Origin of the sequence: Daejeonella sp. (assembly GCF_036405355.1) — a bacterium.
Lineage (GTDB): Bacteria > Bacteroidota > Bacteroidia > Sphingobacteriales > Sphingobacteriaceae > Daejeonella.
Genome location: NZ_DASWXT010000024.1, coordinates 1 through 23,998 on the forward strand (window position 1 = coordinate 1; position 23,998 = coordinate 23,998).

A 23,998-nucleotide genomic window follows, 5' to 3' on the forward strand; every position below is an offset into this window, starting at 1 on the left:
TTCTAAAATCTTGAATCCGATCCAGGGAAATACTCATAAACAGTAACACGCTAAAGGTTATTGCTGTCCAAACAATGATTTTTTGCCTGAATTCAATCCAAAATACCATAGTTAGAATCAATGCGCAAAGCAGAAACATCTGAAATCCACTAAGCCAGATACCCGAAAGGCTTGCAAAGGGAAGATTCTCTATCCAGAATAAAATATCATTTGTAAGATTGATTAATCCACTCAAAAATTTTCCTAAGGGCACCAGCAAAAAAATAAATGGAATTGCAAGCAGCAAAATCCCAGCATACATAATGATCGTTACAGGCAAAACAATAAGCAGATTACTGATCAGAAAATAAAGCGGGAATTGATGGAAATAATATAAACTCAGCGGGAAAGTGGCCAACTGTGCGGCAATAGAAAGAGCACAGTAACTCCATGCATAGTCGATAAACTTATCTTTAAAATACAGGATGCTGTAAAATTTGGGATGAAAATAAACAAGTCCGCAAACAGCAAGGTAGGAAAGCTGAAATCCAACATCAAAAAGATAATAGGGGTAATACAATAGTAGGAAAAATGCAGATATTGCGATCAAATTATAGGAATTCTGATTTTTATTCAATGCTTTCCCAATAAGTACAAAGCTGATCATTAATGCAGCCCGGCAAACCGGCGAAGAAAAACCACTAATTAGAGAATAAAACCAGATTGCTGTTATAATTATCAGGATACGCAATAAAGTCAGAACTTTATTTTTACACATTGCCCTGAGCAAAAAAGATAATACCAGAAAAACGATACCCACATGCATTCCTGACACAGAAAGAACATGCATTGTTCCAGTCTTTGAATAAGCCTCTATGACATCCCTATTCAGGTCTGCCCGGTATCCTAAAATTAGAGTTGAAGCCAAAGCTGCCGCATCCTGATCAGGCAGATAAGTATTGTATTTATTGATCAGCTTCCTTCTTAAGGACAAAGCAAATGATATAACGGGATTACCTGCAAAGCCTTTCAACACCCGAAATTGATTCCTTTTAACAAAAGATTGAAAGTAGATTTGCCGGTTTTCCATAAATAACTTATAATTAAATTCTCCCGGATTGTACGGAGGTTCCAGAGAATTGTAAATGGCAGGAATGAGCAAAACATCTCCATAATCAAGGGCAAACTTTCCGCTGGAATCTGCTTGCATTGAGATTAAAATTTTTCCCATGCTATGTTTAAGGCTTTGCTTATCAAATACGCCTATCGCTTCCCCCTCAAAACGGAAATTACCATTGGCCATTCTAGGTTCATTCTGAACCCTGACTAATAGCAGGTCGGCTTTTAAGAGGTTGAATCTAAGTGGGTCAAATCGCTCTGATCTATATATTGTGAGGCTAAAACTGAGAATATAAAGGAAAGCATGAATAATCAAACCAAAAATCCAGGCTTGTTTATAAAGGGAAAAACGTTTATATGCCAAAAGCAGGGACAGGAAAATACACAGGATAAGAAGACAAAGCTCACCCCCCCATTTGATCGGGAAAGAATATGCGAAAAATCTTCCGGAAGTTATCCCCAGTACCACTGGAACCAGTAAACGAACAAATGGCACCTCTCCCTTGTAGAACATAATCAAAACTGAAAACGCAGCTGTACTTTGATATCAGAACGTTTATTCCCATTGATCTGGTCCCCTCCACTTCCAATCACCTCCTGATTGGCATAACTGATTAAAGCATAACGTAACCAGAGATCGGTTCCACGTGATATGGTATATCTGCCATTGATATAAAACCTGACCCCTTTCCCCTGATAAGCTGGTACAGAATATGAATACAAAACATCATTCTCGTAAGAATAGATTCTCGTATTGAAACCTGAGGTTTCAAAAATTGCAAAGCGAAAATTACCTGATATTTTTGAACCTATGGGGTCGTAAATAATATCCTGGGAACTCAAAAAACCAAGTTCCGGGTTCTGAGTACCCTCACGATAACGAACAATTTCAGCACGGTTTCTGATAGAAAAATCATTGCTGAGCTTATAGGTCATTTCGACCCTTAAGTTCTGCTTGTCTACAATATCCAGACCTGGTCCGGAATCCTCAGTATTTTCTTCCTTGATCTGTTGCCTGAATCTGCCAATAAGTTTGAAAAGCTTTCCGGGTGTATAAATGATTTGCCCAAAGAGTTCATAACCAGAAGAGGGACTATCAACCCGGAATTTCAACCATGGGAACCTGAAAAAATCTGAATATGTATAAAGTTCCCATTGCCGGTTAAACTTAATTGCCAGGCCTGAATAAAACCCGCGTTCGTTAACAGCATTTGATGCTTCTGCCAGTCCCTGATTAAAAAAAGAATGATAATTTCGTTCGTAATTCCGATAGAGCAGAACCAAAGACACAGGAGGAGCTAAACCACTGAGGAGGCCATTTAAAAAGGCAAAACCAGAATTCAGACTATGGGCCGTCTCCCCGAAGAAATAGGAATTCCTAAAAGTATAACTATAATTCATGCTGGCATTGGTAAGGATGGCACCCTTGAAATTGTACTTCTGATAAAGCGACTTCCCTTCTGCAAACGGAATACTGAATTGGGTACGATATGCAGTTATTCCTGCACTCAAATCCCCTGAATTATATTGAAAATTAGCACCATACACACGTTGTGAAATAGCATTCTTATTAAGAATCTCGGTTTTGGTACGGTGCAAACCATTTACTTGTATGGAACTAATCTCCAAACCGGATTCTGTGATGCCAGCATCAATTCTTCTTCCTGAATAAAACGGAGTAAAAGAAATTGCTTTTAATTTAAAAGTTCCGGCAATCCCACGCATGAATAAGGATTCATTTACTGAACTATATGGTCTTAATCCAACATCATGCTTCGCAATTGTACTCAGGTTTGCTCCTTTACCAAAGCCTGCTCCAGCCCACATGCTCAATCCCTGACCAAACTGCAATGCATAATCACCGGCTATTACTTTTCTGACAATTCCATTTCCTCTGAATGAAATATTTGCTGAATAAAAATCAAAACCTCTGCCTCCCTTGCTGAATGACAAAGGTTCTCCTGCATCTTTCTCCATATTAACTGATGCAAACAATACATTCGAAAAATTATACCGGTACCGGGTAAACATCCGCATTGCTGAACCTGCATAATTACTTTCACTCAAACTGGATGATGAAAAACCAGATTGTTTCTCTAAAACCCGGCCGAACCTCATCATGAGGTCATGTTCGGCTTTCATTATAAGCTTCTTAAATGAAACAGACTTCAACTCTCCGGGTGGCAATACAACAATAAAATTCAAAAGCCAGCGAAGGGTCTGAAGATCGAAACCGGGTACACTTTGTAACTCCAGAACATCTATAAACAGACCATTTTCTTCCCTGTGACTGAGGATAGACTTGACCTGAACCGGTGAAATAAAGAATAGTTCCTGTAACTGTTCTTTACTCGCAAGATTAATATTGAGTGGTGATCTCCTGTAATTACTCAAATGTTCCAAGATTTCTGAATAATCATGATCCTCCGAAAGACTAGGGGCCATTGATTCCAGTATTTGTTCAATCAGATCATCATTCTGAACCTGCGAATAAGTAGTTCTGCAGAGGATTAAACAAAGCAAAACCAGCAGATAAACCATTCTGTAGTCAGAATTCATAATTGAATGATAAATTTGGAGAATACCCAAGCCTGGGATGTGAGGATATGGCGGCATCGAGAGAAAATCTTCTGTATTTTAATCCAAAACCTCCGGTTTGTTTAAATGGATTTGCACTTAAACCACCACGTAAATAAAACCGTTTGATAATTTGATATTCAATACCCATTCTGATATTCATCCCGAAATCAAGTATCTTATTTAAATCGCTTATAAACAATATCTTATCGCTTATCAGGTAGGCAAGACCTACAGAAATTCCGGAAAGGGTATGAGAGCCTGAAAGTTCATTTATCCTTCTTCTTCCCGGGTTATAGATATAGCTTCCCAGACGGACCTTATCGTTCAGGCTGAATTGCATACCCGCATCCACACTAATTGCATTTCCGCTACCATAAACAGGTATGCTGACCTGATGATATTTAAGAGCAAGTGAAATCGACAGAGCATCAGAAAAACTTCTGCAAAGGGCAAGCCCTGCAGTTTGTTCAAGATATTCAGTGATGCCATAGCGTTGAAAGCTAAGTCCCAAAACATGGTTCTTAACAGGTATCCCCAAAACAGCACTTTGAGTACTTAGCTCAGGATTCAAATAATGCTGTTCATATCCCAATGCAAATATTGCGCGTTCAATACTTGCAGCACCAGCACTATTTTGCTGTAATGACCATACATCCTGTAATGCCGTACCAGCTGAGCCCATTGCTTTAGATCTGGATCCCGGGTTGTTTTGCGCATGTAAAGAATGTTGGCATAAAATACAGATCAGGCAGATGTATTTCATTTATATCAAATTAACAATAGAGGAAGGGAGTGGCAAATTGGGTTATTAAACGGTCGATAGTAACAAAATCCGGAATTATTAGTCTCTTTGTCAAATCAATTATTATCCATGAAAAGAATCATTTTAAATCTCGCTTTGTTACTCATTGGAACAAGCGTTTTCGCGCAAAGCAACAAAATAGCTGAGGGCACTATTGTTTACACAGTAGAATGGAAATTACCTGAGCAAATGCAAGCTATGGCAAGTAACTTCCCAACTGAAATTAAGGTATACTTTAAAGGCGATTCATCCAGTTTAAAAACTGAATCTGCAATGTACAGTAGTACCAATATCATCAATTTCAGCAAGGAATATGAGCGTCTCCTGTTGAATATACCAATGATGGGAAAAAAGTTTTCAGTCATCTTTAGTCCGGCAGACCAGGAAAGAATTGCAGCCAATATGCCCGAATTAACTGTAAAACAAGGCACTGAAACAAAAAAGATTGCAGGTTATATTGCTCAAAGACATGAAGTTAATGAGAAGAAAAGCAATCAGAACTCTGAAGCATGGTTTACAAAAGATGTTGAGATCACCCCTAATTCATTGAGCCGCTTTTATAGTAAAGAGTACGGATTTCCCGTAGAATTCACTTCCTACATGAACGGCCTGAGCGTAAAAGCAGTAGTAAAAGAAATCACAGCAGGTCCGGTGCCTGCAGGCTCTTTCAGTGCGACCAGGGATTATGAAGAGATTACCTTAGACCAGCTAATGCAAATGCAGGGTGGAAGATAAAACATTTCTTTAGATCAAATTAACGAAAAGTTTAAAGCTTTTTAACATTCGGCGTTTTTCATAACTTGCGCTGATGTTAAAAAGTTTTATTGTTTTTGGACGGTATTTTCTGTTCTGGATCATTTTCTTCTTTCTCGAGAGACTTATATTTCTAATTTATTATTCAGAAAGAATTTCGCATTTGGGAATCAGTGAAATCATCAGCACATTCTGGCGTGCTTTGAGGCTTGATTTCTCAATGGCCGCCTATATCTCTGCAATCCCTGCCATTGTTTATATCGCTTTACTTTTTCTGCCCTCTGTCAAATTCCCCAAAATAATAGCCAAAACCTATGTTGTGTTTTTTGTTATTGTATTTTCAACTATTGGGATTAGCAATCTAAATCTATACAGGGAATGGGGTTCCAAAATAAATTTCAGGGCTCTGGACATGGCGATCAGTGCTCCAAAAGAAGCAATTGCATCAACGTCTTCTTCTCCGGTCATTCCTATGCTCAGCGTCTTATTTGCTTACATGATTTTTTCTGTTTTTCTCAGTAATAAGGTCATTTTGTATCAGGTTGCTGACCGTACTAAGTCACTGATTAACAAGGTATCGCTAAGTATTTTGTTGTTAAGCATATTATTCCTCGCAATAAGGGGTGGATGGCAGCTTTCACCAATTAACCAGAGTATGTCCTATTTTTCATCCGAACCTGTTTTAAATCATGCTGCAGTAAATACTGAATGGAATCTCATTCAGGACATTCTGAACAATAAATTCGGGAATGAGAATCCATATAATTACTATAATGAGGAAGACGCAAAGAAGATTGTTGCTGACCTTTTTAAAAAACCCGCTGAACCCACAATTCAGGTAATCGATTCTGATCGCCCGAATATTGTATTCATTATACTCGAAAGCTTTACCGCAAGGTTGGTCGAAGATCTTGGAGGCGAAAAAGGTGTTAGTCCAAATTTTAAAAGACTGGTATCCGAAGGCATATTGTTTGAGAATATCTATGCTGCATCCGGGAGAACAGACAAGGGAGTGGTAGCAACATTAAGCGGCTTTCCATCTCAGGCTATCCGGAGCATCATGAAACAAAATGACAAACAAGAAAGACTGCCGGCAATTTCTCAGGATCTGATTCAGAATGGTTATTCGAGCTCTTTTTATTATGGAGGAGAGAGTGAATTCTTTAATATGAAATCTTACATACTGAGTCATGGGTATCAAAGAATGGTAGACCAACACTCATTTGATAAAAAAGACATGAATTCAAAATGGGGCACTTACGATGATAAAGTTTTCTCAAAAAACCTTAACGAGCTAGATCATGCTAAACAACCCTTTTTCTCAACAATCCTTACGTTAACCAACCATGAACCATTTGAACTGCCTGAAGAGCCTCATTTCAAAGGTGATGATGTTGACTCCAAATTCAGAAGTACTACATTTTATACGGATTCCTGTTTAGGTGCTTATATCAATGAGGCAAAACAAAAAAGCTGGTATAAAAAAACACTTTTTGTTGTCATTGCCGATCATGGCCACCGCATTCCGGGCAATCTGATGGAATATGATCCGGAACGTTACCGCATTCCACTTCTTTTTTTCGGGGAAGTGATCAAGCCAGAATTCAAAGGAAGCAGGATCAATAAAATCGGAAACCAAACAGATCTTGCAGCAACTTTGCTTAATCAATTAAAAATTGATCCAAAGCACTTTGTCTGGAGTAAAGATCTGCTGAATCCGGGCACAGCTGAGTTCGCCTTTTTCAACTGGGATAATGGATTTGGCTTTGCAAATAATGAGCAGATTATTTCTTTTGATAACATTGGAAAGAACGTTATTCTGAAAAAAAATCCTTTAAACTCAAATTCTGATTCTGTTCTTATAAGCAATGGAAAAGCTTATATGCAGGAGGTTTACAGACAATACCTCGAATATTAACAATTCAATTCTACTGTTAACCAATTTTTATTTAAATGTGTGGGGAACTTAAAATCGCTCCAATGCCTCTTCAATTTTTAAATAAACATAGCTCAGTTGTTCTCTATTAATACAGTAAGGCGGCAACACATATACGATATTCCCAAGTGGCCGAAGAATAATACCCTGATCCAGAAAAAAGTTATAAAGATTATCCCTTAAGCTATTAAAATAGGAAGTTTCACCTGTACTCTCCCATTCCAATGCAATAATAGTTCCTGTCTGCCGGATGTTTTTTAGCCTGGGATGATCCTTTATTTTATTCAGGAATTCATGATGACTTTGAGTTATTCTATCAATATTTTTTAGTGTTTCCTTATCTAACAAGAGGTCCAGGCTGGCCAATGCCGCTGAACATGCAACCGGATTGGCTGTAAATGAATGCCCGTGAAATAAAGTCTTCAGTTTATCATCAGAAAGAAAAGCATTGTATATTTCTGAAGTACAAGTCGTTAAGCCCAATGCCATAGTTCCACCTGTTAAGCCCTTTGAAAAACACATCAGGTCAGCCTGTTCTGAAAGATGATCAGATGCAAACAGCTTTCCGGTGCGGCCAAAGCCGGTCATCACTTCATCAGCAATGGTTAAAATTTCATTTTGCCTGCAATGCAGGATCAGTTCGTCCAGATATCGGGCTTCATACATTTGCATTCCTCCAGCACCCTGCACAAGGGGTTCAAAAATAAATGCTGCCAGATCGGAAGAGATCCCTGAAATATGCGCCTTAAGCTGTTCAATATTTCCTGCATCAGGAAGATCTATGAATTCAACTTCAAATAATAATTTCTCGAATGGCCGGGTGAACGCACTCCTGGAACTGACTGCCATTGCACCGAATGTATCTCCGTGGTAAGAGTTATTGAAGGCCAGAACTTTGGTTTTTGGATTCCCCAAATTACTCCAGTATTGAAAACACATTTTCATGGCCACTTCAACAGCAGTAGAGCCATTATCAGAGTAAAAGACCTTTGACTGGCCCGATGGAAGAATTTCTATAATACGCTCAGCAAGTTCAATTGCCCCGGGATGTGTAAATCCTGCGAAGATCACATGTTCCAGGCGATTGAGCTGTTCAGCAACTTTCTGTGCGATGTAAGGGTGTGAATGTCCGTGAATATTAACCCACCAGGATGAAACAGCATCAATGTACTTTTTACCATCCTCCGTAATAAGATACACCCCCTCTCCCCTGACAATGGGTATCGGTGCTGCTGCATTTTGCATTTGAGTGTAGGGATGCCAGATCAGGTCCCTGTCGAGTTCAGCTAAAGATCTTTGGTCCATTTCTCTTTAAGTAATTCTATAACCTTCTGGTCAGTTGGAAAAGTAACATCATGTGTTCCAATTTCACTCAGATCCTTCCACCTGAAAGCCTGCAAAAGATCCCCTTCCTGACCAAAATCAAATGGAGCATCCCGAAAATCAAGTTGTAATTCAGAAACCGGCCTGACTATATAATACACAGAGATTACCTGGCTATCATTAAATGCCGACTGAATGAAAAAATCGGTAGTATAAAAGTGTTCGATTACATGCACATCAACATTACACTCTTCAATAAACTCTCTCTTCAAAGCCTCAATCAAACCTTCACCATACTCAAGTCCGCCACCAGGAAACTTACAGAACCTGAAGCCATATTCTTCTTCATCACTAAGTAAAATCTGATTCTGATCATTGATCAGCAGGCCATAAACCCGAACATTAAAATTATACATCCTTTGTAAAATGTTTTTGATTTCTGGTTACATTTTCGGTGGTCCAAAGTATATCAACGCTCTTTTCCTCTGTTCTCACTTCACATGCAGGCATCCTGCAATAATGGCAACACTCAGGCATACAGGGATCAGCATGTATAAAAAATTCCATACTGGAATTAGCTTTATGATTAACCAGCTTATCTACTTCCGAGACTTCCTCATGAACCTTACTCAGGTTAAAATAATAAGGCAGAGTAATGTGACAGTCGATATGCAGATCAGGCCCATAGCGTTGGGTACGAAGATTATGCATATCGATCCATGATTCTTTACGATGTTCATTAAGTATCGCGATGATCTCATCTGCAGTATCAAAATCCGACTCATCCATTAAACCTGAAACAGATTTGCGGACGAGTTTATATCCACTAAAAATAATGTAAAATCCGATCAGTATGGAAAGAATACTATCGAGATAAGTCAGACCGGTAATATAAATCAGAATCAATCCAGCAACGATTCCAACACTGGTATATGCATCGGTCTGCAAATGTTTTCCATCAGCATACAATGTCAATGAATTGAGCTTTTTGCTTTGAGCTACAAGATAATAACCTAAGCCATAATTAATCATTCCTGCAGCGGCTATGATCAATGTTCCATCCATAAGATCGCTAATCTCATGAGGATAAAAAAGATTATAGGCCGATTTAAAACTTATCAGGATTCCGGCAATTACAATTAAGCTGCCTTCAATGAATACCGAAAAGAACTCAACTTTTCCATGCCCGTAAGGATGATTGGAATCACGGGGCTGAGCAGCCACATAAATACTGTAAAATGCAAAAAGGCCGGCAAGAATATTGACAATACTTTCGGCAGCATCAGTTAGAATTGAATTGGAAGAAGTAATAAAATAAGCAGTAAACTTTGCAAGCATCAGTAAAACACCGATGATAAGGGATATTAAAATAACTTTTTTTTGAGTTTGCAAAGCAGAACGTATTTAGGAGCAAATTTATATAATACAACATAGCAATTGTTATAATTATCGAAATATAAGCTTCATTTATCTTTAATTTTTGCATTGGCTGGGCATGTTCATATATTTGCGCTAATTATGAGCACATTATCAAACCGAATTAACAACTTATCCGAGTCCGCCACTATTAAAATGGCAAAAATGGGCCGGGAATTAGCAGCCAAAGGAGTAGACGTAATCAGTCTGAGTTTAGGTGAAACTGACTTTTACACTCCTGACTTTGTTAAAGAAGCAGCCAAAGAGGCTATTGACAAAAACTTTTCTTACTACACTCCGGTTGCAGGCTATCCTGAACTGCGTAAGGAAATTGCAGCAAAACTTAAACGTGAAAACAATCTGGACTATGATTTCGACCAGATAGTAGTATCAACAGGTGCCAAACAATCACTTGCTAATGCGATTCTTTGCGTAATAAATCCAGGAGATGAAGTAATCATCCCTACACCTTACTGGGTATCGTATTCTGAGCTTGTAAAGCTGGCAGAAGGTGAATCTGTATTTATCAATACCACACTGGAAAGTGATTTCAAGATTACTCCTGAGGAACTTGAGGCCGCAATCACTCCAAAAACAAAATTATTCATGTTTTCCTCACCAAACAACCCTACAGGCAGTGTTTATACGCGTGAGGAACTTGCCGGTTTAGTGAAGGTTTTCGAAAAATATCCTAATATTTATATCATATCCGATGAGATTTATGAGCATATCAATTTCCTGAATGCACATGAATCTATTGCACAATTCCCCTCAATAAAAGATCGTGTAATCATTATCAACGGACTGTCAAAAGCATACGCAATGACGGGTTGGAGAATAGGCTATTCAGTAAGCAACAAAGAGATTGCTGCTGCATGCGATAAACTTCAAAGCCAGATCACTTCCGGAACAAGTTCAATTACTCAAAAGGCAGGAATTGCAGCGTATGCTGGCGGACTTGATACAATCAATGAAATGAGAACTGTGTTCAAAGAACGTCGTGATCTTGTTTATGGTCTATTGAAAGATATACCAGGACTAAAAGTTAATCTTCCCGGAGGCGCGTTTTACTTCTTCCCTGAAGTTAGCTCCTTCTTTGGAAAAACTACACCTGATGGTGAAGTGATCAAAAATGCTGAAGATCTTTCACTTTATCTGTTAAACACAGGACACGTTGCGACAGTGAGTGGTGATTCTTTCGGTGATCCAAACTCAATCAGGCTATCTTATGCAGCAGCAAACGACAAGCTGATTGAAGCAATGAAACGCATAAAAGCTGCTTTAGGCGCTTTAAAATAATATTTCGCTCTAAAAACCGGGTTAATCACCCGGTTTTACATTCCTTAGTCCCAATGACAGATATCTTCGAAAAGTTCAACTCATTGAATGTTATGATCATTGGTGACGTGATGATGGACAGCTATATCTGGGGCAAAGTCGAACGTGTCTCACCTGAAGCTCCTGTACCTGTTGTAAAAGTCAGCAAAAAAGAAAACCGGCTCGGTGGAGCAGCAAACGTAGCTCTGAATGTTCAGTCACTTGGCGGAAAACCCTTTATTTGTGCAATCATTGGGGATGATAAAGATGGAACAGAATTTCTGTCGCTGCTAAGGAATCAAAATCTTTCAGAGCAGGGGATATTGAAAATTAAGAATCGCCCCACTACAGTTAAAACCAGAATCATAGCACACAATCAGCAAATTGTTCGGGTAGATGCTGAAACTGATGAGAATATCTCTGAAGCAGAAACAGAATTGATGATTGGAATTATCAAAACAATTCTGGCAGATCAGAAAATTGATGCCATCATCTTTGAAGACTATGACAAGGGCCTGATCACTGAAAAATTAATCACTGAAACAATAAAACTTGCAGAACATAGGGGAATAATTACTGTTGTAGATCCTAAAAAAAGAAATTTCCATTCTTATAAAGGTGTCCATCTGTTCAAACCCAATTTAAAAGAGTTAGAAGATGGCCTGAAGACGGTGATTAATCCCTCAAAACCTGGTCAGGTTGAAAATGCAATTAGTAAATTAAAGTCACAGCTTGGAGCCAAGGCAGTGATGCTTACATTATCTGAGAAAGGTGTTTTTATTAACTCCGATCTTGGGCAGCGGCATATTCCGGCTCATAAACGTGACATCGCCGATGTATCCGGCGCAGGCGATACTGTAATTGCAACCGCAGCATTATGTCTTGCGGCCGGTTTAGATGAATTTAAATCCTCTGAAATAGCCAACCTTGCAGGAGGATTAGTTTGCGAACACGTAGGCGTAGTCCCAATTGATAAAGCAAGATTACTGGAAGAAAGCAGGAAACTATAAAGATGTGTTATCTGTTATCAGTTATCTGTTATCAGTTCAGTTATCGGGAACAACAAAATATCCTTAAACTAACTTTATGACTGAAATCAGAAATCTGACATGTAACCTCAGACATCAGAAAACAGACAACTGGTAACTCAAAAACCCTATTTACTCCTTATCGCCTCCACCGGATCAAGCCTTGAGGCATTGAATGCAGGTATAAATCCTGAGATTAATCCAATGGCTGTTGAAAGAACAATGGTTAAAATAACCTTTCCAATATCAACTACAATAGTAAGATCAAAGAATGTTTTGGATACGAATGCCAGTATGAAGACTATAATAAGTCCGATAAAGCCCCCCATCAAACATAGAAGCACAGATTCTATCAGGAACTGAAGCATTATAAAATAATTCTTAGCTCCCAGTGACTTCTGAATTCCGATGATATTTGTACGCTCTTTTACAGAAACAAACATAATATTGGCAATTCCAAATCCTCCCACCAGAATTGAAAATCCTCCGATGAATGCTCCTGCGAAATCTATAATCCCGAAAAGCTGATCAAGCTGTGCGGTTAATATTGTGGTTTTATTAAGTGAAAAATCATCATCATCTGCCGGAGAAAGCCGGTGTATGGAACGCATTGTTCCTTTCAATTCACTTTCGAGCTCATTAACAGAAATATTTTCCCTGCCCTTTACTGTAATTTGTGGCCCGTATCGCTCATCTTCAACTTTTATTACCCCTTTTGCAAAATTCAAAGGAATGAGAACGGTTTTATCAGCAGAAATACCCAGCATATCTTCACCCTCTTCCGTAAAAACACCAATAATAGTGACTTTCCTTCCAAATACAGTTATGACCTTCCCTATTGGATCCTGATTGGGAAACAAGCCATCAGCTATCGAATAACCAATAATTGCGATAGGCCTTCCGCTTTTCGATTCAGCATCCGTAAAATATCTTCCTGATTCAAAATCAAATTTCCAGACCTTGTAATAATCATGTGATGCGGCAGCAATCTGTGCACCCTCAATACTATTATTTTTATACTTAATGGTCCGATTTCCAACACTAACCTCATATGAGATTCCTTCTGCATTCATTAAACGTTCAGTCAGCTTATCATAATCACGCAGACTTGGCTGTGGACGGCTGATGTACTTCCACCATGGAAAATCGGGGCCACCAACCCATGGCCACTTCTGAATATAGATCGTATTACTTCCCAATTTTTCGACGCTGCTCTGGATATTATTGCGAAGGGTATCAACCGCCGAAAAAACGCCGATAATCGTCATGATACCAATTGTTATTCCTAACAATGATAAGATTGTCCTGAGCTTATTCTGACGAAGCGCCTCATATGCAAACAGGAAGCTCTCCTTTAAAAGTTTGAGAAATATCATATATCGGTTTAGACCAAATTTAACTAAAAACGTTACAGCTTTGCTATGAATTAATCAGATAATATAATATCAGTAGAAAATCTCCAAACTAGGCATTAAATTTGTAGTTTTATTTTGCTAAATTTGCGCCCTTAAATCCATTAAACATCATTATGAAATTATCTCAGTTCAAATTTGATTTACCTGATTCTTTAATCGCCCACAACCCTGTAGAAAATCGTGATGAAGCACGTCTAATGGTCTTAGACAAGAAAACCGGAGCAATTGAACATAAAATATTCAAAGATATTTTGGGATATTTTAACGAGAAGGATGTGATGATCATAAACAATACCAAGGTGTTTCCTGCTCGTTTATATGGAAATAAAGAAAAAACCGGTGCTACCATCGAAGTTTTTCTTCTTCGTGAATTAAACCGCGAATTACGCCTTTGGGATGTTTTGGTTGACCCTGCCCGTAAGATCAGAGTGGGAAATAAATTATATTTCGGAGATGATGATCTGCTTGTAGCTGAAGTCGTGGATAATACCACCTCCCGTGGAAGAACAATCAGATTTTTATTCGATGGTACTGATGAAGAGTTCCGCAGAAATATTGAAATCCTGGGCGAAACACCTCTTCCAAAATACATCAAACGTAAAGCAACTGCAGAAGATAAAGAGCGCTACCAGACTATTTTTGCGAAGAACGAAGGCGCTGTTGCGGCTCCAACTGCAGGTTTACATTTCAGCCGCGAACTCATGAAACGTCTTGAGCTTAAAGGAGTAGATTTTGCAGAGGTTACCCTTCATGTTGGCTTAGGAACATTCAGATCTGTTGAAGTTGAAGATCTGACCAAGCACAAAATGGATTCAGAACAATTCATCATCACCCAGAAAGATGCAGACATTGTCAATAAAGCAATTCTCGAAAAACGTAAAGTTTGTGCTGTTGGTACCACCTCGATGCGAGCAATTGAATCTGCAGTTTCAGCAGGAAAAGAATTAAAAGCTGCAAACGATTGGACCAGTAAGTTCATTTTCCCACCCTATGATTTCAGTATAGCAAATTGTATGATTACAAATTTTCATACCCCTGAATCAACATTATTAATGATGGTAGCTGCGTTCGGAGGTTATGAGAACGTAATGAAGGCTTATGAAGTTGCCGTGAAAGAGAAATACCGCTTTTACAGCTATGGCGATGCGATGCTTATCATCTAAGATTTTTCACTCCCTGTAGTATAAAATCAAATTAATACTGGTTTTGATTCTGACAGGCTTTTTATATATTGAGCTGTGAAATACTTTGCAATCATTGTTGGTGGAGGTTCCGGTTCCAGAATGCTTTCGGAAATACCAAAACAGTTCATGCTGCTAAGAGGCCGCCCTGTTTTAATGCATACAATAGAAACCTTCTATAAGTCTGAATACAATCCTGAAATTATTGTTGTACTGAATGTCGATTTCCATCAATATTGGGAAAATCTCTGTGTACTGCATAATTTTTCCGTCCCACACCTTCTTGTAAAAGGAGGAACACATCGTTTTGATTCTGTTAAAAATGGATTAAAAGTAATAAAATCAAAAGCTATTATCGCTATTCATGATGCTGTGAGGCCACTCTTAAGCTGCCAGCTAATTGATCGTTCATTTCAGGAAGCCGAATTATCAGGGAATGCAGTGGCAGCAATAAAAAGCCGGGACTCTGTAAGGCAGCAAACCGGAAAACATACGATTCCTCTCGACAGGGAAGAAATATATCTCATACAAACTCCACAGACCTTTAGTTCTGAGATTTTGAAAAAAGCCTATAAACAGGACTTTAGAAATGAATTTACTGATGATGCTTCAGTTGCAGAACGTTCTGGAATCAAGATTAACCTGATTGAAGGGGAACACAGAAACTTTAAAATCACTTTCCCGGAAGATATCAGGTTAGCCGAGATCTATTTAAATCCGGGATTTTAAGTTGCGCCCGTTCATATCAGAACAGGCACAAGCTTAAAGACTGATTATATAGAGCCTCCCCTGATTACACGAAGTAATACCGCAACAATTGCGATTACTAAAAGCACGTGTATAAGATTCCCTCCAACTGGAGAGACAAAAGCGCCGAAAATCCAAAGGATGATCAATATAACCGCAATCAGATAAAGTAAATTTCCCATAGTTTTAAGTTTTAGTGAATGATTCTAGATCTGTAACACTAAAACTGTACCATTATTCGAACATGTTTTTTTTTCGGGGAATTATACTGAAATGAAGCACAAAAAAAAAGCCCTGAATTACAGGGCTTTTTTTTAATATTCATCTTCATTAAAGAAGAAATCATCTTTAGTGGGATAATCCGGCCAAATCTCTTCGATATTTTCATAGGGTTCACCATCGTCTTCCAGTGCCTGAAGATTTTCTATAACCTCTACTGGAGCACCTGAACGAATTGCGTAGTCAATAAGCTCGTCTTTAGTTGCCGGCCATGGTGCGTCTTCCAAATGAGACGCTAATTCTAATGTCCAATACATATTTCTTAGAATTTGATTTATACTAATTTTTGCAAAAATATAATAATTTAAATAAGAATATCAATTATTTTCCAATATCTTATTTATACACGTGGAAACCATTGATTTTCAAGTACATTGATGTCGAAACACAATTTTCTTGCGAGTACAAACAGATAATCACTGAGTCTGTTCAGATATATCACTATCTTATCATCAACAAAGCTTTCTGACTTCAGGTGCACAATTATTCGTTCCGCCCTTCTGCATACGCATCTCGAAATATGGCAAAATGAAACTGCCTGGCTTCCTCCCGGTAAAATAAAATGCTTAAGTTCGGGAAGTACGGCATTCATTGCATCAATCTCATTCTCCAGTAAGCTAATGTCTGACATATGCAGATCGGGAATCTTCATCTTTGATTTGTCAGGATCAGAAGCAAGAGATGCACCTATTGTAAACAATCTGTCCTGAATTTCCTTCAATATGTCCTTATGAGCAGAATTAATATCATGATCCCTGATCATACCTATGTATGAATTAAGTTCATCAACAGTACCATAACTCTCAATCCGTAGATCATATTTAGGAACACGGGTGCCACCAATCAGTGATGTTAGTCCCTCATCTCCTGTTTTCGTATAAATTTTCATCTGAATTCAATTAAAATTGACTGGCCTAAGTTAAAGCACCAGTTAGTCACAAGAAAGCTATATTAAGAATTATCCTTGCAAGAATTTCTGAGGTATTAAATTAATTGAAAACAATTCGGGTAAGTCTAATAACTTATAACTTCCAAGCCTACTGTATATTCTCAAAATCAGAACCTTTATTCTTCATATCAGCCAGTCGTGGAGATACCGATTTAACATTCGGGTTTAAATAGTCATTTTCAATCAATCCATCACGCATACGAACGATTCTGTGAGCGTGCTGCGCTATATCCTCCTCATGAGTTACAAGTATAATTGTATTTCCTTTGGAATGAATTTCTTCCAATAAACCCATTATTTCGACAGAGGTTTTAGTATCAAGATTACCTGTTGGCTCATCTGCCAGAATGATGGAAGGATTATTTACCAGTGCACGTGCAACGGCTACCCGCTGACGCTGCCCACCAGAAAGCTCATTTGGTTTATGATGTACCCTGTTACCCAAACCCACACTTTCCAAAGTTTTTTGAGCGCGATCTTCACGTTGTGCCCGACCTACTCCTGCATAAACCAGAGGCAGGGCGACATTCTCGAGTGAAGATGAACGGGGTAATAAATTAAAGGTTTGGAACACAAAACCAATTTCCTTATTTCTTATCTCGGCAAGTTCACTATCACTCATCTCACTTACCTGATTTCCGTTCAATATATAGGTACCTTTGGTTGGTGTATCAAGACAACCCAGAATATTCATTAAAGTTGATTTACCAGAGCCTGAAGGCCCCATAAGGGCAACGAATTCACCCTTTTCAATGGTTAGACTTACTGATTTCAGGGCATGAATAGTTTCTGCACCGATTACATATTTCCTGCCGATATCTAATAGGGTAATAAGAGGATCTTTGGCCATGTTTTTCTTTTTAGACTACCGGTATAAACCATTTGTTACAGCTTTGTTGAAATTAGGGTTTATTGATCACTTTTGCTACCCTAAAGAATTTTCCATCCTGTTTTGGGGCATTTTTCAAAGCTTCCTCCCTGCTGATCTCATGTTTTACAATGTCTTCACGAAGAACATTCACCTCATCACTCATATAAACCAGAGGATCAACCCCTTTGGTATCAACTTCATTGAGTTTATCCATAAATGCCAGAATTTTATTCATGTCATCTAACAAGCCCTGCTTTTCATCCTCCTGCACTTCAAGCCTTGCAAGATGGGCTACCTTATCAATCATTTCCAGGTCTACTTTCATTTCTTCTATAAATTTTCAGAAATTGATTAAACAATCTCTTTCATGATGATTTTGAATTTTCATGAATAATCAGAGTATCATTTATTATGTTATAAACTCTATCCTTCAAAGCTTCAGCATCTGTTTCTGCCATTTCAATTGTATTGATTGGAGCATGAACGCAAATATCGCAAATACCCGGGGTACTTCCATGCTGTTTGCCATCATCCCACATTAAATTCCAGTTATTTCGTATAGTAACAGGCAAAATCGAGACCCCATTTTCAATAGCCAGTTTAAAAGGACCATTTTTGAAAGGCTGTAACACAGGAGGATAAGATTCACTGATCATTCCTTCCGGAAAAATCACCAGATGTTTTCCTTCCTTTAGGTTTTCACCAGCCTTTTTAAAAGCTCTGAATGCCGACATCATGCTATCCCGCTTCAATGGGATATCAATTGTCCGGAAATAAATCCCTGTTATAAAGTTCTTAAGCAGCTCCTCCTTGCCCATAAATACATAATTTCGTTTGGCAAGAAGAATCATGGCTGTTATATCAAGATTTGAGGTATGATTAGCACAGATAATGTAATTTTTTGACCAGTCAATTTTTTCTTCAAATGTATAACGGAATATAAATCCGGAAAATAATGAACTGAGATAACTAAAATACCATCTCAATCTGTTCATTGCATGAAACTTCGCCGGCTTGCGCGAAAAAAAGAATATTGCCGGATAAAGAGTAGAAAAAATCAGTGCAAGAGAAATCTGAAAATAATATAGATGAATACTTTTAAACAGCCTTTTCATTCTCTCAAAAATAGAAAATTACATTGATGTTTTCAGAACGGATCTGGTTTTGAACCTCCTCAGCCTTAGTTCAGAAAAAATCCTTAATTTCGCGGCTTATGGAAACTGTTGTAAGTGGTATCCGCAGTACCGGTAAACTGCATTTAGGGAATTTCTATGGCGCTGTAAAGAACTTTGTTCAGATGCAGAATGAATATAATTGCTATTTTTTTATAGCTGATTATCATTCTCTCACAACCCATCCTACCCCGGAAGATTTGCATGGTAACGTGAGGCAGGTACTTGTAGAGTACCTTGCTGCTGGAATTGATCCTGAAAAAGCAACCATTTATGTTCAATCAGATGTTCCTGAAATTACAGAGTTATATCTTTATCTGAATATGAATGCCTATTTGGGCGAGCTCGAAAGAAGTACCTCATTTAAAGATAAAGTGCGCGCTCATCCCGATAACGTCAATGCAGGATTACTGACCTACCCGGTACTCATGGCTGCAGATATTTTAATCCATAAAGCGACCAAGGTTCCTGTAGGAAAGGACCAGGAACAGCACCTGGAAATGTCAAGGACTTTCGGAAATCGTTTCAACAGATTATATAAAACAGAGTATTTCCCTGAACCTTTTGCATTTAATTTTACTGAGAAACTCGTTAAAGTTCCGGGGCTTGATGGTAAGGGAAAAATGGGCAAATCTGAAGGAGAAGGCAATGCTGTTTATTTATCGGATGAACCTGAAGTAATTCGTAAAAAAGTTATGCGGGCTGTTAGTGATGGGGGACCGACCGAAGAAAATCAGCAAAAACCAGAGGCTATTCAAAACCTCTTCGACCTGATGAAAATCGTTTCTTCTGCCGATACTTTTGATCATTTTGATTCCCTGTACAATCAGTGTGCAATACGGTATGGTGATTTTAAGAAACAGCTAGCTGAGGATATAATTCTTTCTACAGCACCAATCCGTGAAAAAATCAATGAAATTGCCCGTGACGAGACCTATTTAAGAGAGGTTGCCCGTTTTGGAGCAATAAAAGCCCGCGAAAGTGCTTCTAAAACAATCAGAGAGGTGCGCCAGATCATTGGATTTAAAAGTTTCTAAATTTAGCTTGATTAAAAAAAAACAATTTGTATTTTAAGACACGCTTTGCGGCCATCGCTTTGCACTTACCATAATTATCATGCACATAGCTATCGTTGGAAATATCGGAGCAGGTAAAACTACTCTGACAGAATTACTTGCCAAACATTTGAGTTATGAAGCGCAGTTCGAAGCTGTTGAGAATAACCCCTATCTGGAAGATTTTTACAGTGATATGAAACGCTGGAGCTTTAACCTCCAGATCTATTTTTTGAATAGTCGTTTTCAGCAAATCCTGGAACTTCAGACCGAAAACCGTAACATCATCCAGGATCGTACAATTTATGAAGATGCTTATATTTTTGCAGAAAACCTGCATGATATGGGTTTAATGACATCCCGGGATTATGAAAACTACCGGGCGATATTTGATAATATCACATCTTTCATAAAACCACCGGACCTGCTGATTTATCTGAGAGCATCAGTACCTACACTGGTCAATAATATTCAGCGAAGAGGCAGGGAATATGAAGCAGGGATCAGGCTTGATTATCTCTCAAAATTAAATGAGAAATATAAAAAGTGGATCGACTCCTATACTCAGGGTAAATTACTGATTCTGGACAAGGACAAACTCGATTTCGCCAATAAACCTGAGGATCTTGGCTTTGTTATCAACAGCATTGAGAGGGAAATAAACGGGTTATTTTAATTCGTAGCAAATAATATTTTGTCCAATGAGGATACTCGGAGTCATCCCAGCCCGTTACGAATCCAGCCGCTTTCCCGGAAAGCCATTGATCGATATTGCAGGTAAAACTATGATAGAGCGTGTCTATGGACAATGTTTAAAATCATCTTTACTTAGCAAAGTAATTGTAGCCACTGATGATCAGCGAATTGCAGATCATGTAAGTTTATTCGGGGGACATGTTGCGATGACCTCCAATAAACACCAGAGTGGTACCGACCGCTGTGCCGAAGTTGCAAATAATTCCCATGAATTTGATATACTCATTAACATTCAGGGTGATGAGCCCATGATTGATCCAAATCAAATCGATCTTTTATGTAAATGCTTTAAAGATCCACAGACATCTATTGCAACACTGGTTAAGAAAATCAGCACAAACGAGGAACTTTTTAATGAGAATACTCCCAAAGTAATCCTCAATAAAAACAATGAGGCCGTACTTTTTAGTAGAACTGCGATTCCATTTTTAAGAGGTAAGGTAAGAGAGACCTGGATAGAGCATTATACCTTTTTTAAACACATTGGAATTTACGGATTCAGAACTGAGACCTTAAAGGATCTCACTAAACTACCTTTATCAGCACTCGAAACTGCCGAAGCTCTGGAACAGCTACGATGGATAGAAAACGGATACAGGATTCATGCGGCCATCACCGATCAGGAAAGCCAGGCTATAGATACTCCTGAAGACCTGGAAAAATTACTCAAATTGATCCAGCCCTGAAAATTCATCATCAAATTTTCACAGACATTCATCCTTCTGAATTATTTATTTAAATTGTCGGGAGATATAATCAAGCATAATATGAAATACCTGGCAGCGATCTGCTTCCTTATGATCAGTCATTCTGCATTTGCACAACTGGAAAAACGTCTGGATTCGGTAATCAATAACAGTATTCAGCCAGGTGAACCCGGAATTGCATTGTATATTGAAACCAACGGGAAGACAATTTATAATAAGGGTTTTGGTTTGGCAGATACTGATCGTAAAAAAAGTATTGATTCAAAAACCAATTTCAGGCTCGCTTCCGTTTCCAAACAATTTACTGCGATGTGCATACTCTTGCTGGAAAAGGATCAGAAACTTTCGTTCGATGACCCTATTTCCAAATTCTTTCCAGAATTGCCTGTGAGATTAAGCCATGCAATTCTTTTAAGGCATTTAATTACCCATACATCAGGAATACTTGATTATGAAGAAATTATGGATAGTAATAGCAGCAAACAGCTATTAGATATTGATGTATTAAACATCTTAAAAGCACAGCATAAAACTTATTTCAGTCCGGGTACTGAGTTCAGGTACAGCAATTCTGCATATGCTTTGCTAGCCCTCATCGTCGAGCGTGTATCAGGCCAATCCTTTCCTGAATTCATGAAAGAAAGAGTTTTCAAGCCCCTTAAAATGAAAAACTCTCTGATTTATGAGTCTGAAGTACAAATACCTAATCGTTCGATGGGTTTTGCCCGGGATAAAGACAAAAAGCTTTATGCAAATGACCAGAGTTCTACCAGCGCAATCAAAGGTGATGGAGGTGTTTATTGCTCATTAAACGATTATAAAAAATGGACTCATGGAATTTGGAATAACAGCCTTGTCAATATGCCTTCTGTATTATCACGACTTAATATTTCAATAAAAGAAGTAACGGGCAGTTTTTATGGCCCAGGCTGGTTTTACTTTGATAAAGGTATTCCTGCACTATTCCACTCAGGCAGCACCTGCGGTTTCAGCACTTACTCAATTAACATTCCTTCACAAAAAACATCTATTGTCTATTTTTCGAATATTGCTGGTAATTCTGAACCGTTTAAAAAGATACTTGAGGTATTAAATGCCGAGGGTGTCAGCAGTCCTGCTGAGGTCTTCAGTTTACACCAGTTAACACGTTAATGTGAAGACATAAGCGTATAATAATGAATTATATCGTTGATAAAACATTTGAAAGAGTCAAATTCAATGAGGTCCCCTTCGAACAGGGAGAGTATGAAAATTGTGTGTTCAGGCAATGCGACTTTTCAAATATTAACCTCTCTGAGATAAAATTTACTGAGGTTGAATTTATCGCTTGTAATTTGAGTATGGTCAAACTGGAAAAGACTGCATTTCGGGATATAATTTTTAAAGAATGTAAAATGTTAGGACTCCATTTTGAAAATTGCAATGAATTTGGTCTCGCATTTTCATTTGAGGATTGTCAGTTAAGCCATTCTTCTTTTTACAGGACAAAGATCAAAAAAACAAATTTTAAAAACTCTACCCTGAAAGAGGCAGATTTTACTGAATGTGATCTTACAGGCTCTGTTTTCCAAAATTGCGATTTGGCCGGAGCTATATTTGAGAATACGATTCTTGAAAAAGCAGATTTTCGGACTTCCTTCAATTATTCTATCGATCCGGAAAACAACATGATCAGAAAAGCGAAATTTTCAATCTTGGAAATTTCAGGACTTTTAGACAAATATGATATTGAAATTGATAGCAGTATCTAAGAAATAAAATGTGCTGTGTTTTTTACAAACCGGCAACAATCTTTTAGTTAAACTTGCATTATAAACGATCGAACAATACAGGCTTTAAAACAAAGATGAACGAGGATTTTTTCAATCATATATTCAAAAAACAACAAGATGCAGATGCCGTTCCTTCAAACAAGGAGATTTCAAGATGGGCTGTGGAACTTTTCAGGCTGCTCTATCCTGAGCAATCAAAACGAACGCTAAGCTCAGTTGATGAATTAAAACAGGAATTTCATAGGCTGGAGAAAGAACTATGTCATATGATGGAAGCCACAAAGGCCTGTGTTCACTGCGATAACTCCAAGCTGGCCAAAGACTTTTTTGCGCAGGTACCGGAATTATTCCGCGTATTAAACACCGATATTAAAGCTATTTTTGATGGAGATCCGGCAGCCAAAAGTGAGTTTGAGGTAATCCGGGCATATCCCGGCTTTTATGCTATCTCCTTCTACAGACTGGCACATGCCCTGTACAGTCTGGGCATACCCTTATTGCCGAGAATATTCACTGAGTATGCCCATTCAAAAACAGGGATTGACATTCATCCTGCTGCACAAATTGGTGAATACTTCCATATTGACCATGGAACAGGTATTGTTATTGGAGAAACCTGTAAAATTGGAAAACATGTAAAAATGTATCAGGGCGTAACCCTTGGCGCATTGAGTGTCCATAAAAGTATGGCCAATACGAAAAGACATCCAACAATTGAAGACCGGGTGGTAGTTTACTCGGGTGCAACTATATTAGGAGGTGAAACCGTTATTGGTCATGATAGTATAATCGGTGGGAATGTTTGGCTAACTAAAAGCATACCTCCGGGTTCATCAGTTTA

Annotated in this window: 25 protein-coding genes; 12 read left to right on the top strand and 13 right to left on the bottom strand. The window is 38.3% G+C overall.

Annotated elements, in window-relative coordinates:
* The 3 genes from VGE44_RS02630 to VGE44_RS02640 all read right to left on the bottom strand — a co-directional run.
* A partial coding sequence (locus VGE44_RS02630; RefSeq protein WP_331076206.1) for a ComEC/Rec2 family competence protein occupies nt 1-1,612 on the bottom strand: 1,612 nt, incomplete at its 3' end.
* 2 nt (nt 1,613-1,614) lie between these two features.
* Nucleotides 1,615-3,657, bottom strand: a complete 2,043-nt coding sequence (locus tag VGE44_RS02635; RefSeq protein WP_331076207.1) for a helix-hairpin-helix domain-containing protein — start codon at nt 3,655-3,657, stop codon at nt 1,615-1,617.
* Nucleotides 3,647-4,441, bottom strand: coding sequence for a hypothetical protein (locus VGE44_RS02640; RefSeq protein ID WP_331076208.1), 795 nt, complete (start codon nt 4,439-4,441; stop codon nt 3,647-3,649). Before VGE44_RS02640 ends, VGE44_RS02635 begins: the two co-directional genes overlap by 11 nt.
* Nucleotides 4,442-4,549: 108 nt before the next feature.
* On the opposite strand from VGE44_RS02640, the gene VGE44_RS02645 reads away from it, so the two are divergent.
* Both VGE44_RS02645 and VGE44_RS02650 read left to right on the top strand, forming a co-directional pair.
* A complete protein-coding gene (locus VGE44_RS02645) occupies nt 4,550-5,215 on the top strand; it encodes a hypothetical protein (protein ID WP_331076209.1) in 666 nt (221 codons plus the stop codon).
* A 73-nt stretch (nt 5,216-5,288) separates the two neighbouring features.
* On the top strand, nt 5,289-7,151 hold the full coding sequence (locus tag VGE44_RS02650) for an LTA synthase family protein (protein ID WP_331076210.1): 1,863 nt from the start codon (nt 5,289-5,291) through the stop codon (nt 7,149-7,151).
* A 48-nt stretch (nt 7,152-7,199) separates the two neighbouring features.
* Here the strand turns inward: VGE44_RS02650 and bioA are convergent, their stop codons facing one another.
* Genes bioA through VGE44_RS02665 form a run of 3 tightly spaced genes read right to left on the bottom strand, consistent with a single transcriptional unit; the run spans nt 7,200 to nt 9,884 of the window.
* On the bottom strand, nt 7,200-8,474 hold the full coding sequence (gene bioA, locus VGE44_RS02655; RefSeq protein WP_331076211.1) for an adenosylmethionine--8-amino-7-oxononanoate transaminase: 1,275 nt from the start codon (nt 8,472-8,474) through the stop codon (nt 7,200-7,202).
* Nucleotides 8,456-8,908, bottom strand: coding sequence for an NUDIX domain-containing protein (locus tag VGE44_RS02660; RefSeq protein WP_331076212.1), 453 nt, complete (start codon nt 8,906-8,908; stop codon nt 8,456-8,458). The genes bioA and VGE44_RS02660 overlap by 19 nt, the downstream gene beginning before the upstream one ends.
* Complete coding sequence (locus tag VGE44_RS02665) at nt 8,901-9,884, bottom strand: cation diffusion facilitator family transporter (RefSeq protein WP_331076213.1); 984 nt, start codon at nt 9,882-9,884, stop codon at nt 8,901-8,903. Before VGE44_RS02665 ends, VGE44_RS02660 begins: the two co-directional genes overlap by 8 nt.
* 126 nt (nt 9,885-10,010) lie before the next feature.
* On the opposite strand from VGE44_RS02665, the gene VGE44_RS02670 reads away from it, so the two are divergent.
* Both VGE44_RS02670 and VGE44_RS02675 read left to right on the top strand, forming a co-directional pair.
* Nucleotides 10,011-11,207, top strand: a complete 1,197-nt coding sequence (locus tag VGE44_RS02670) for a pyridoxal phosphate-dependent aminotransferase (RefSeq protein WP_331076214.1) — start codon at nt 10,011-10,013, stop codon at nt 11,205-11,207.
* A 53-nt stretch (nt 11,208-11,260) separates the two neighbouring features.
* The gene (locus VGE44_RS02675) at nt 11,261-12,235 is read left to right on the top strand and encodes a bifunctional ADP-heptose synthase (RefSeq protein ID WP_331076215.1); all 975 of its coding nucleotides are present in this window, start codon (nt 11,261-11,263) and stop codon (nt 12,233-12,235) included.
* A gap of 146 nt (nt 12,236-12,381) precedes the next feature.
* On the opposite strand, the gene VGE44_RS02680 is transcribed toward VGE44_RS02675, so the two are convergent.
* Nucleotides 12,382-13,629, bottom strand: coding sequence for an ABC transporter permease (locus tag VGE44_RS02680; RefSeq protein ID WP_331076216.1), 1,248 nt, complete (start codon nt 13,627-13,629; stop codon nt 12,382-12,384).
* 152 nt (nt 13,630-13,781) lie between these two features.
* Here VGE44_RS02680 and queA point away from each other — a divergent pair, with 152 nt between their 5' ends.
* Both queA and VGE44_RS02690 read left to right on the top strand, forming a co-directional pair.
* Entirely contained in the window at nt 13,782-14,831 is a 1,050-nt protein-coding gene (gene queA / locus VGE44_RS02685; RefSeq protein ID WP_331076217.1) for a tRNA preQ1(34) S-adenosylmethionine ribosyltransferase-isomerase QueA, read from the top strand.
* Nucleotides 14,832-14,906: 75 nt separating this feature from the next.
* Nucleotides 14,907-15,578 (top strand): 2-C-methyl-D-erythritol 4-phosphate cytidylyltransferase, encoded by a 672-nt coding sequence (locus VGE44_RS02690; protein WP_331076218.1) that lies wholly within the window; start codon nt 14,907-14,909, stop codon nt 15,576-15,578.
* 44 nt (nt 15,579-15,622) lie between these two features.
* Here the strand turns inward: VGE44_RS02690 and VGE44_RS02695 are convergent, their stop codons facing one another.
* The 6 genes from VGE44_RS02695 to VGE44_RS02720 form a co-directional block, all read right to left on the bottom strand.
* A complete protein-coding gene (locus tag VGE44_RS02695; protein ID WP_331076219.1) occupies nt 15,623-15,778 on the bottom strand; it encodes a lmo0937 family membrane protein in 156 nt (51 codons plus the stop codon).
* 132 nt (nt 15,779-15,910) lie between these two features.
* The gene (locus tag VGE44_RS02700) at nt 15,911-16,132 is read right to left on the bottom strand and encodes a DUF2795 domain-containing protein (RefSeq protein ID WP_002996718.1); all 222 of its coding nucleotides are present in this window, start codon (nt 16,130-16,132) and stop codon (nt 15,911-15,913) included.
* A gap of 83 nt (nt 16,133-16,215) precedes the next feature.
* Nucleotides 16,216-16,764: a cob(I)yrinic acid a,c-diamide adenosyltransferase gene (locus VGE44_RS02705; RefSeq protein ID WP_331076220.1), complete on the bottom strand. Its 549-nt coding sequence runs from the start codon at nt 16,762-16,764 to the stop codon at nt 16,216-16,218.
* A 148-nt stretch (nt 16,765-16,912) separates the two neighbouring features.
* Entirely contained in the window at nt 16,913-17,674 is a 762-nt protein-coding gene (locus VGE44_RS02710; RefSeq protein ID WP_324487553.1) for an ABC transporter ATP-binding protein, read from the bottom strand.
* A gap of 52 nt (nt 17,675-17,726) precedes the next feature.
* On the bottom strand, nt 17,727-18,020 hold the full coding sequence (gatC, locus tag VGE44_RS02715) for an Asp-tRNA(Asn)/Glu-tRNA(Gln) amidotransferase subunit GatC (RefSeq protein ID WP_331076221.1): 294 nt from the start codon (nt 18,018-18,020) through the stop codon (nt 17,727-17,729).
* A gap of 40 nt (nt 18,021-18,060) precedes the next feature.
* Nucleotides 18,061-18,810, bottom strand: a complete 750-nt coding sequence (locus VGE44_RS02720) for a lysophospholipid acyltransferase family protein (protein WP_331076222.1) — start codon at nt 18,808-18,810, stop codon at nt 18,061-18,063.
* Between the two features lie 98 nt (nt 18,811-18,908).
* On the opposite strand from VGE44_RS02720, the gene trpS reads away from it, so the two are divergent.
* The 6 genes from trpS to epsC form a co-directional block, all read left to right on the top strand.
* On the top strand, nt 18,909-19,904 hold the full coding sequence (gene trpS, locus VGE44_RS02725) for a tryptophan--tRNA ligase (protein ID WP_331076223.1): 996 nt from the start codon (nt 18,909-18,911) through the stop codon (nt 19,902-19,904).
* Nucleotides 19,905-19,983: 79 nt separating this feature from the next.
* Entirely contained in the window at nt 19,984-20,598 is a 615-nt protein-coding gene (locus VGE44_RS02730; RefSeq protein ID WP_305365426.1) for a deoxynucleoside kinase, read from the top strand.
* A gap of 25 nt (nt 20,599-20,623) precedes the next feature.
* On the top strand, nt 20,624-21,364 hold the full coding sequence (kdsB, locus tag VGE44_RS02735; RefSeq protein WP_331076224.1) for a 3-deoxy-manno-octulosonate cytidylyltransferase: 741 nt from the start codon (nt 20,624-20,626) through the stop codon (nt 21,362-21,364).
* Nucleotides 21,365-21,445: 81 nt separating this feature from the next.
* A complete protein-coding gene (locus VGE44_RS02740) occupies nt 21,446-22,537 on the top strand; it encodes a serine hydrolase domain-containing protein (RefSeq protein ID WP_331076225.1) in 1,092 nt (363 codons plus the stop codon).
* Nucleotides 22,538-22,560: 23 nt separating this feature from the next.
* Complete coding sequence (locus tag VGE44_RS02745) at nt 22,561-23,136, top strand: pentapeptide repeat-containing protein (RefSeq protein ID WP_331076226.1); 576 nt, start codon at nt 22,561-22,563, stop codon at nt 23,134-23,136.
* A gap of 95 nt (nt 23,137-23,231) precedes the next feature.
* Nucleotides 23,232-23,998, top strand: a 767-nt coding sequence (epsC, locus tag VGE44_RS02750; protein ID WP_331076227.1) for a serine O-acetyltransferase EpsC, incomplete at its 3' end; no start/stop codon positions are given.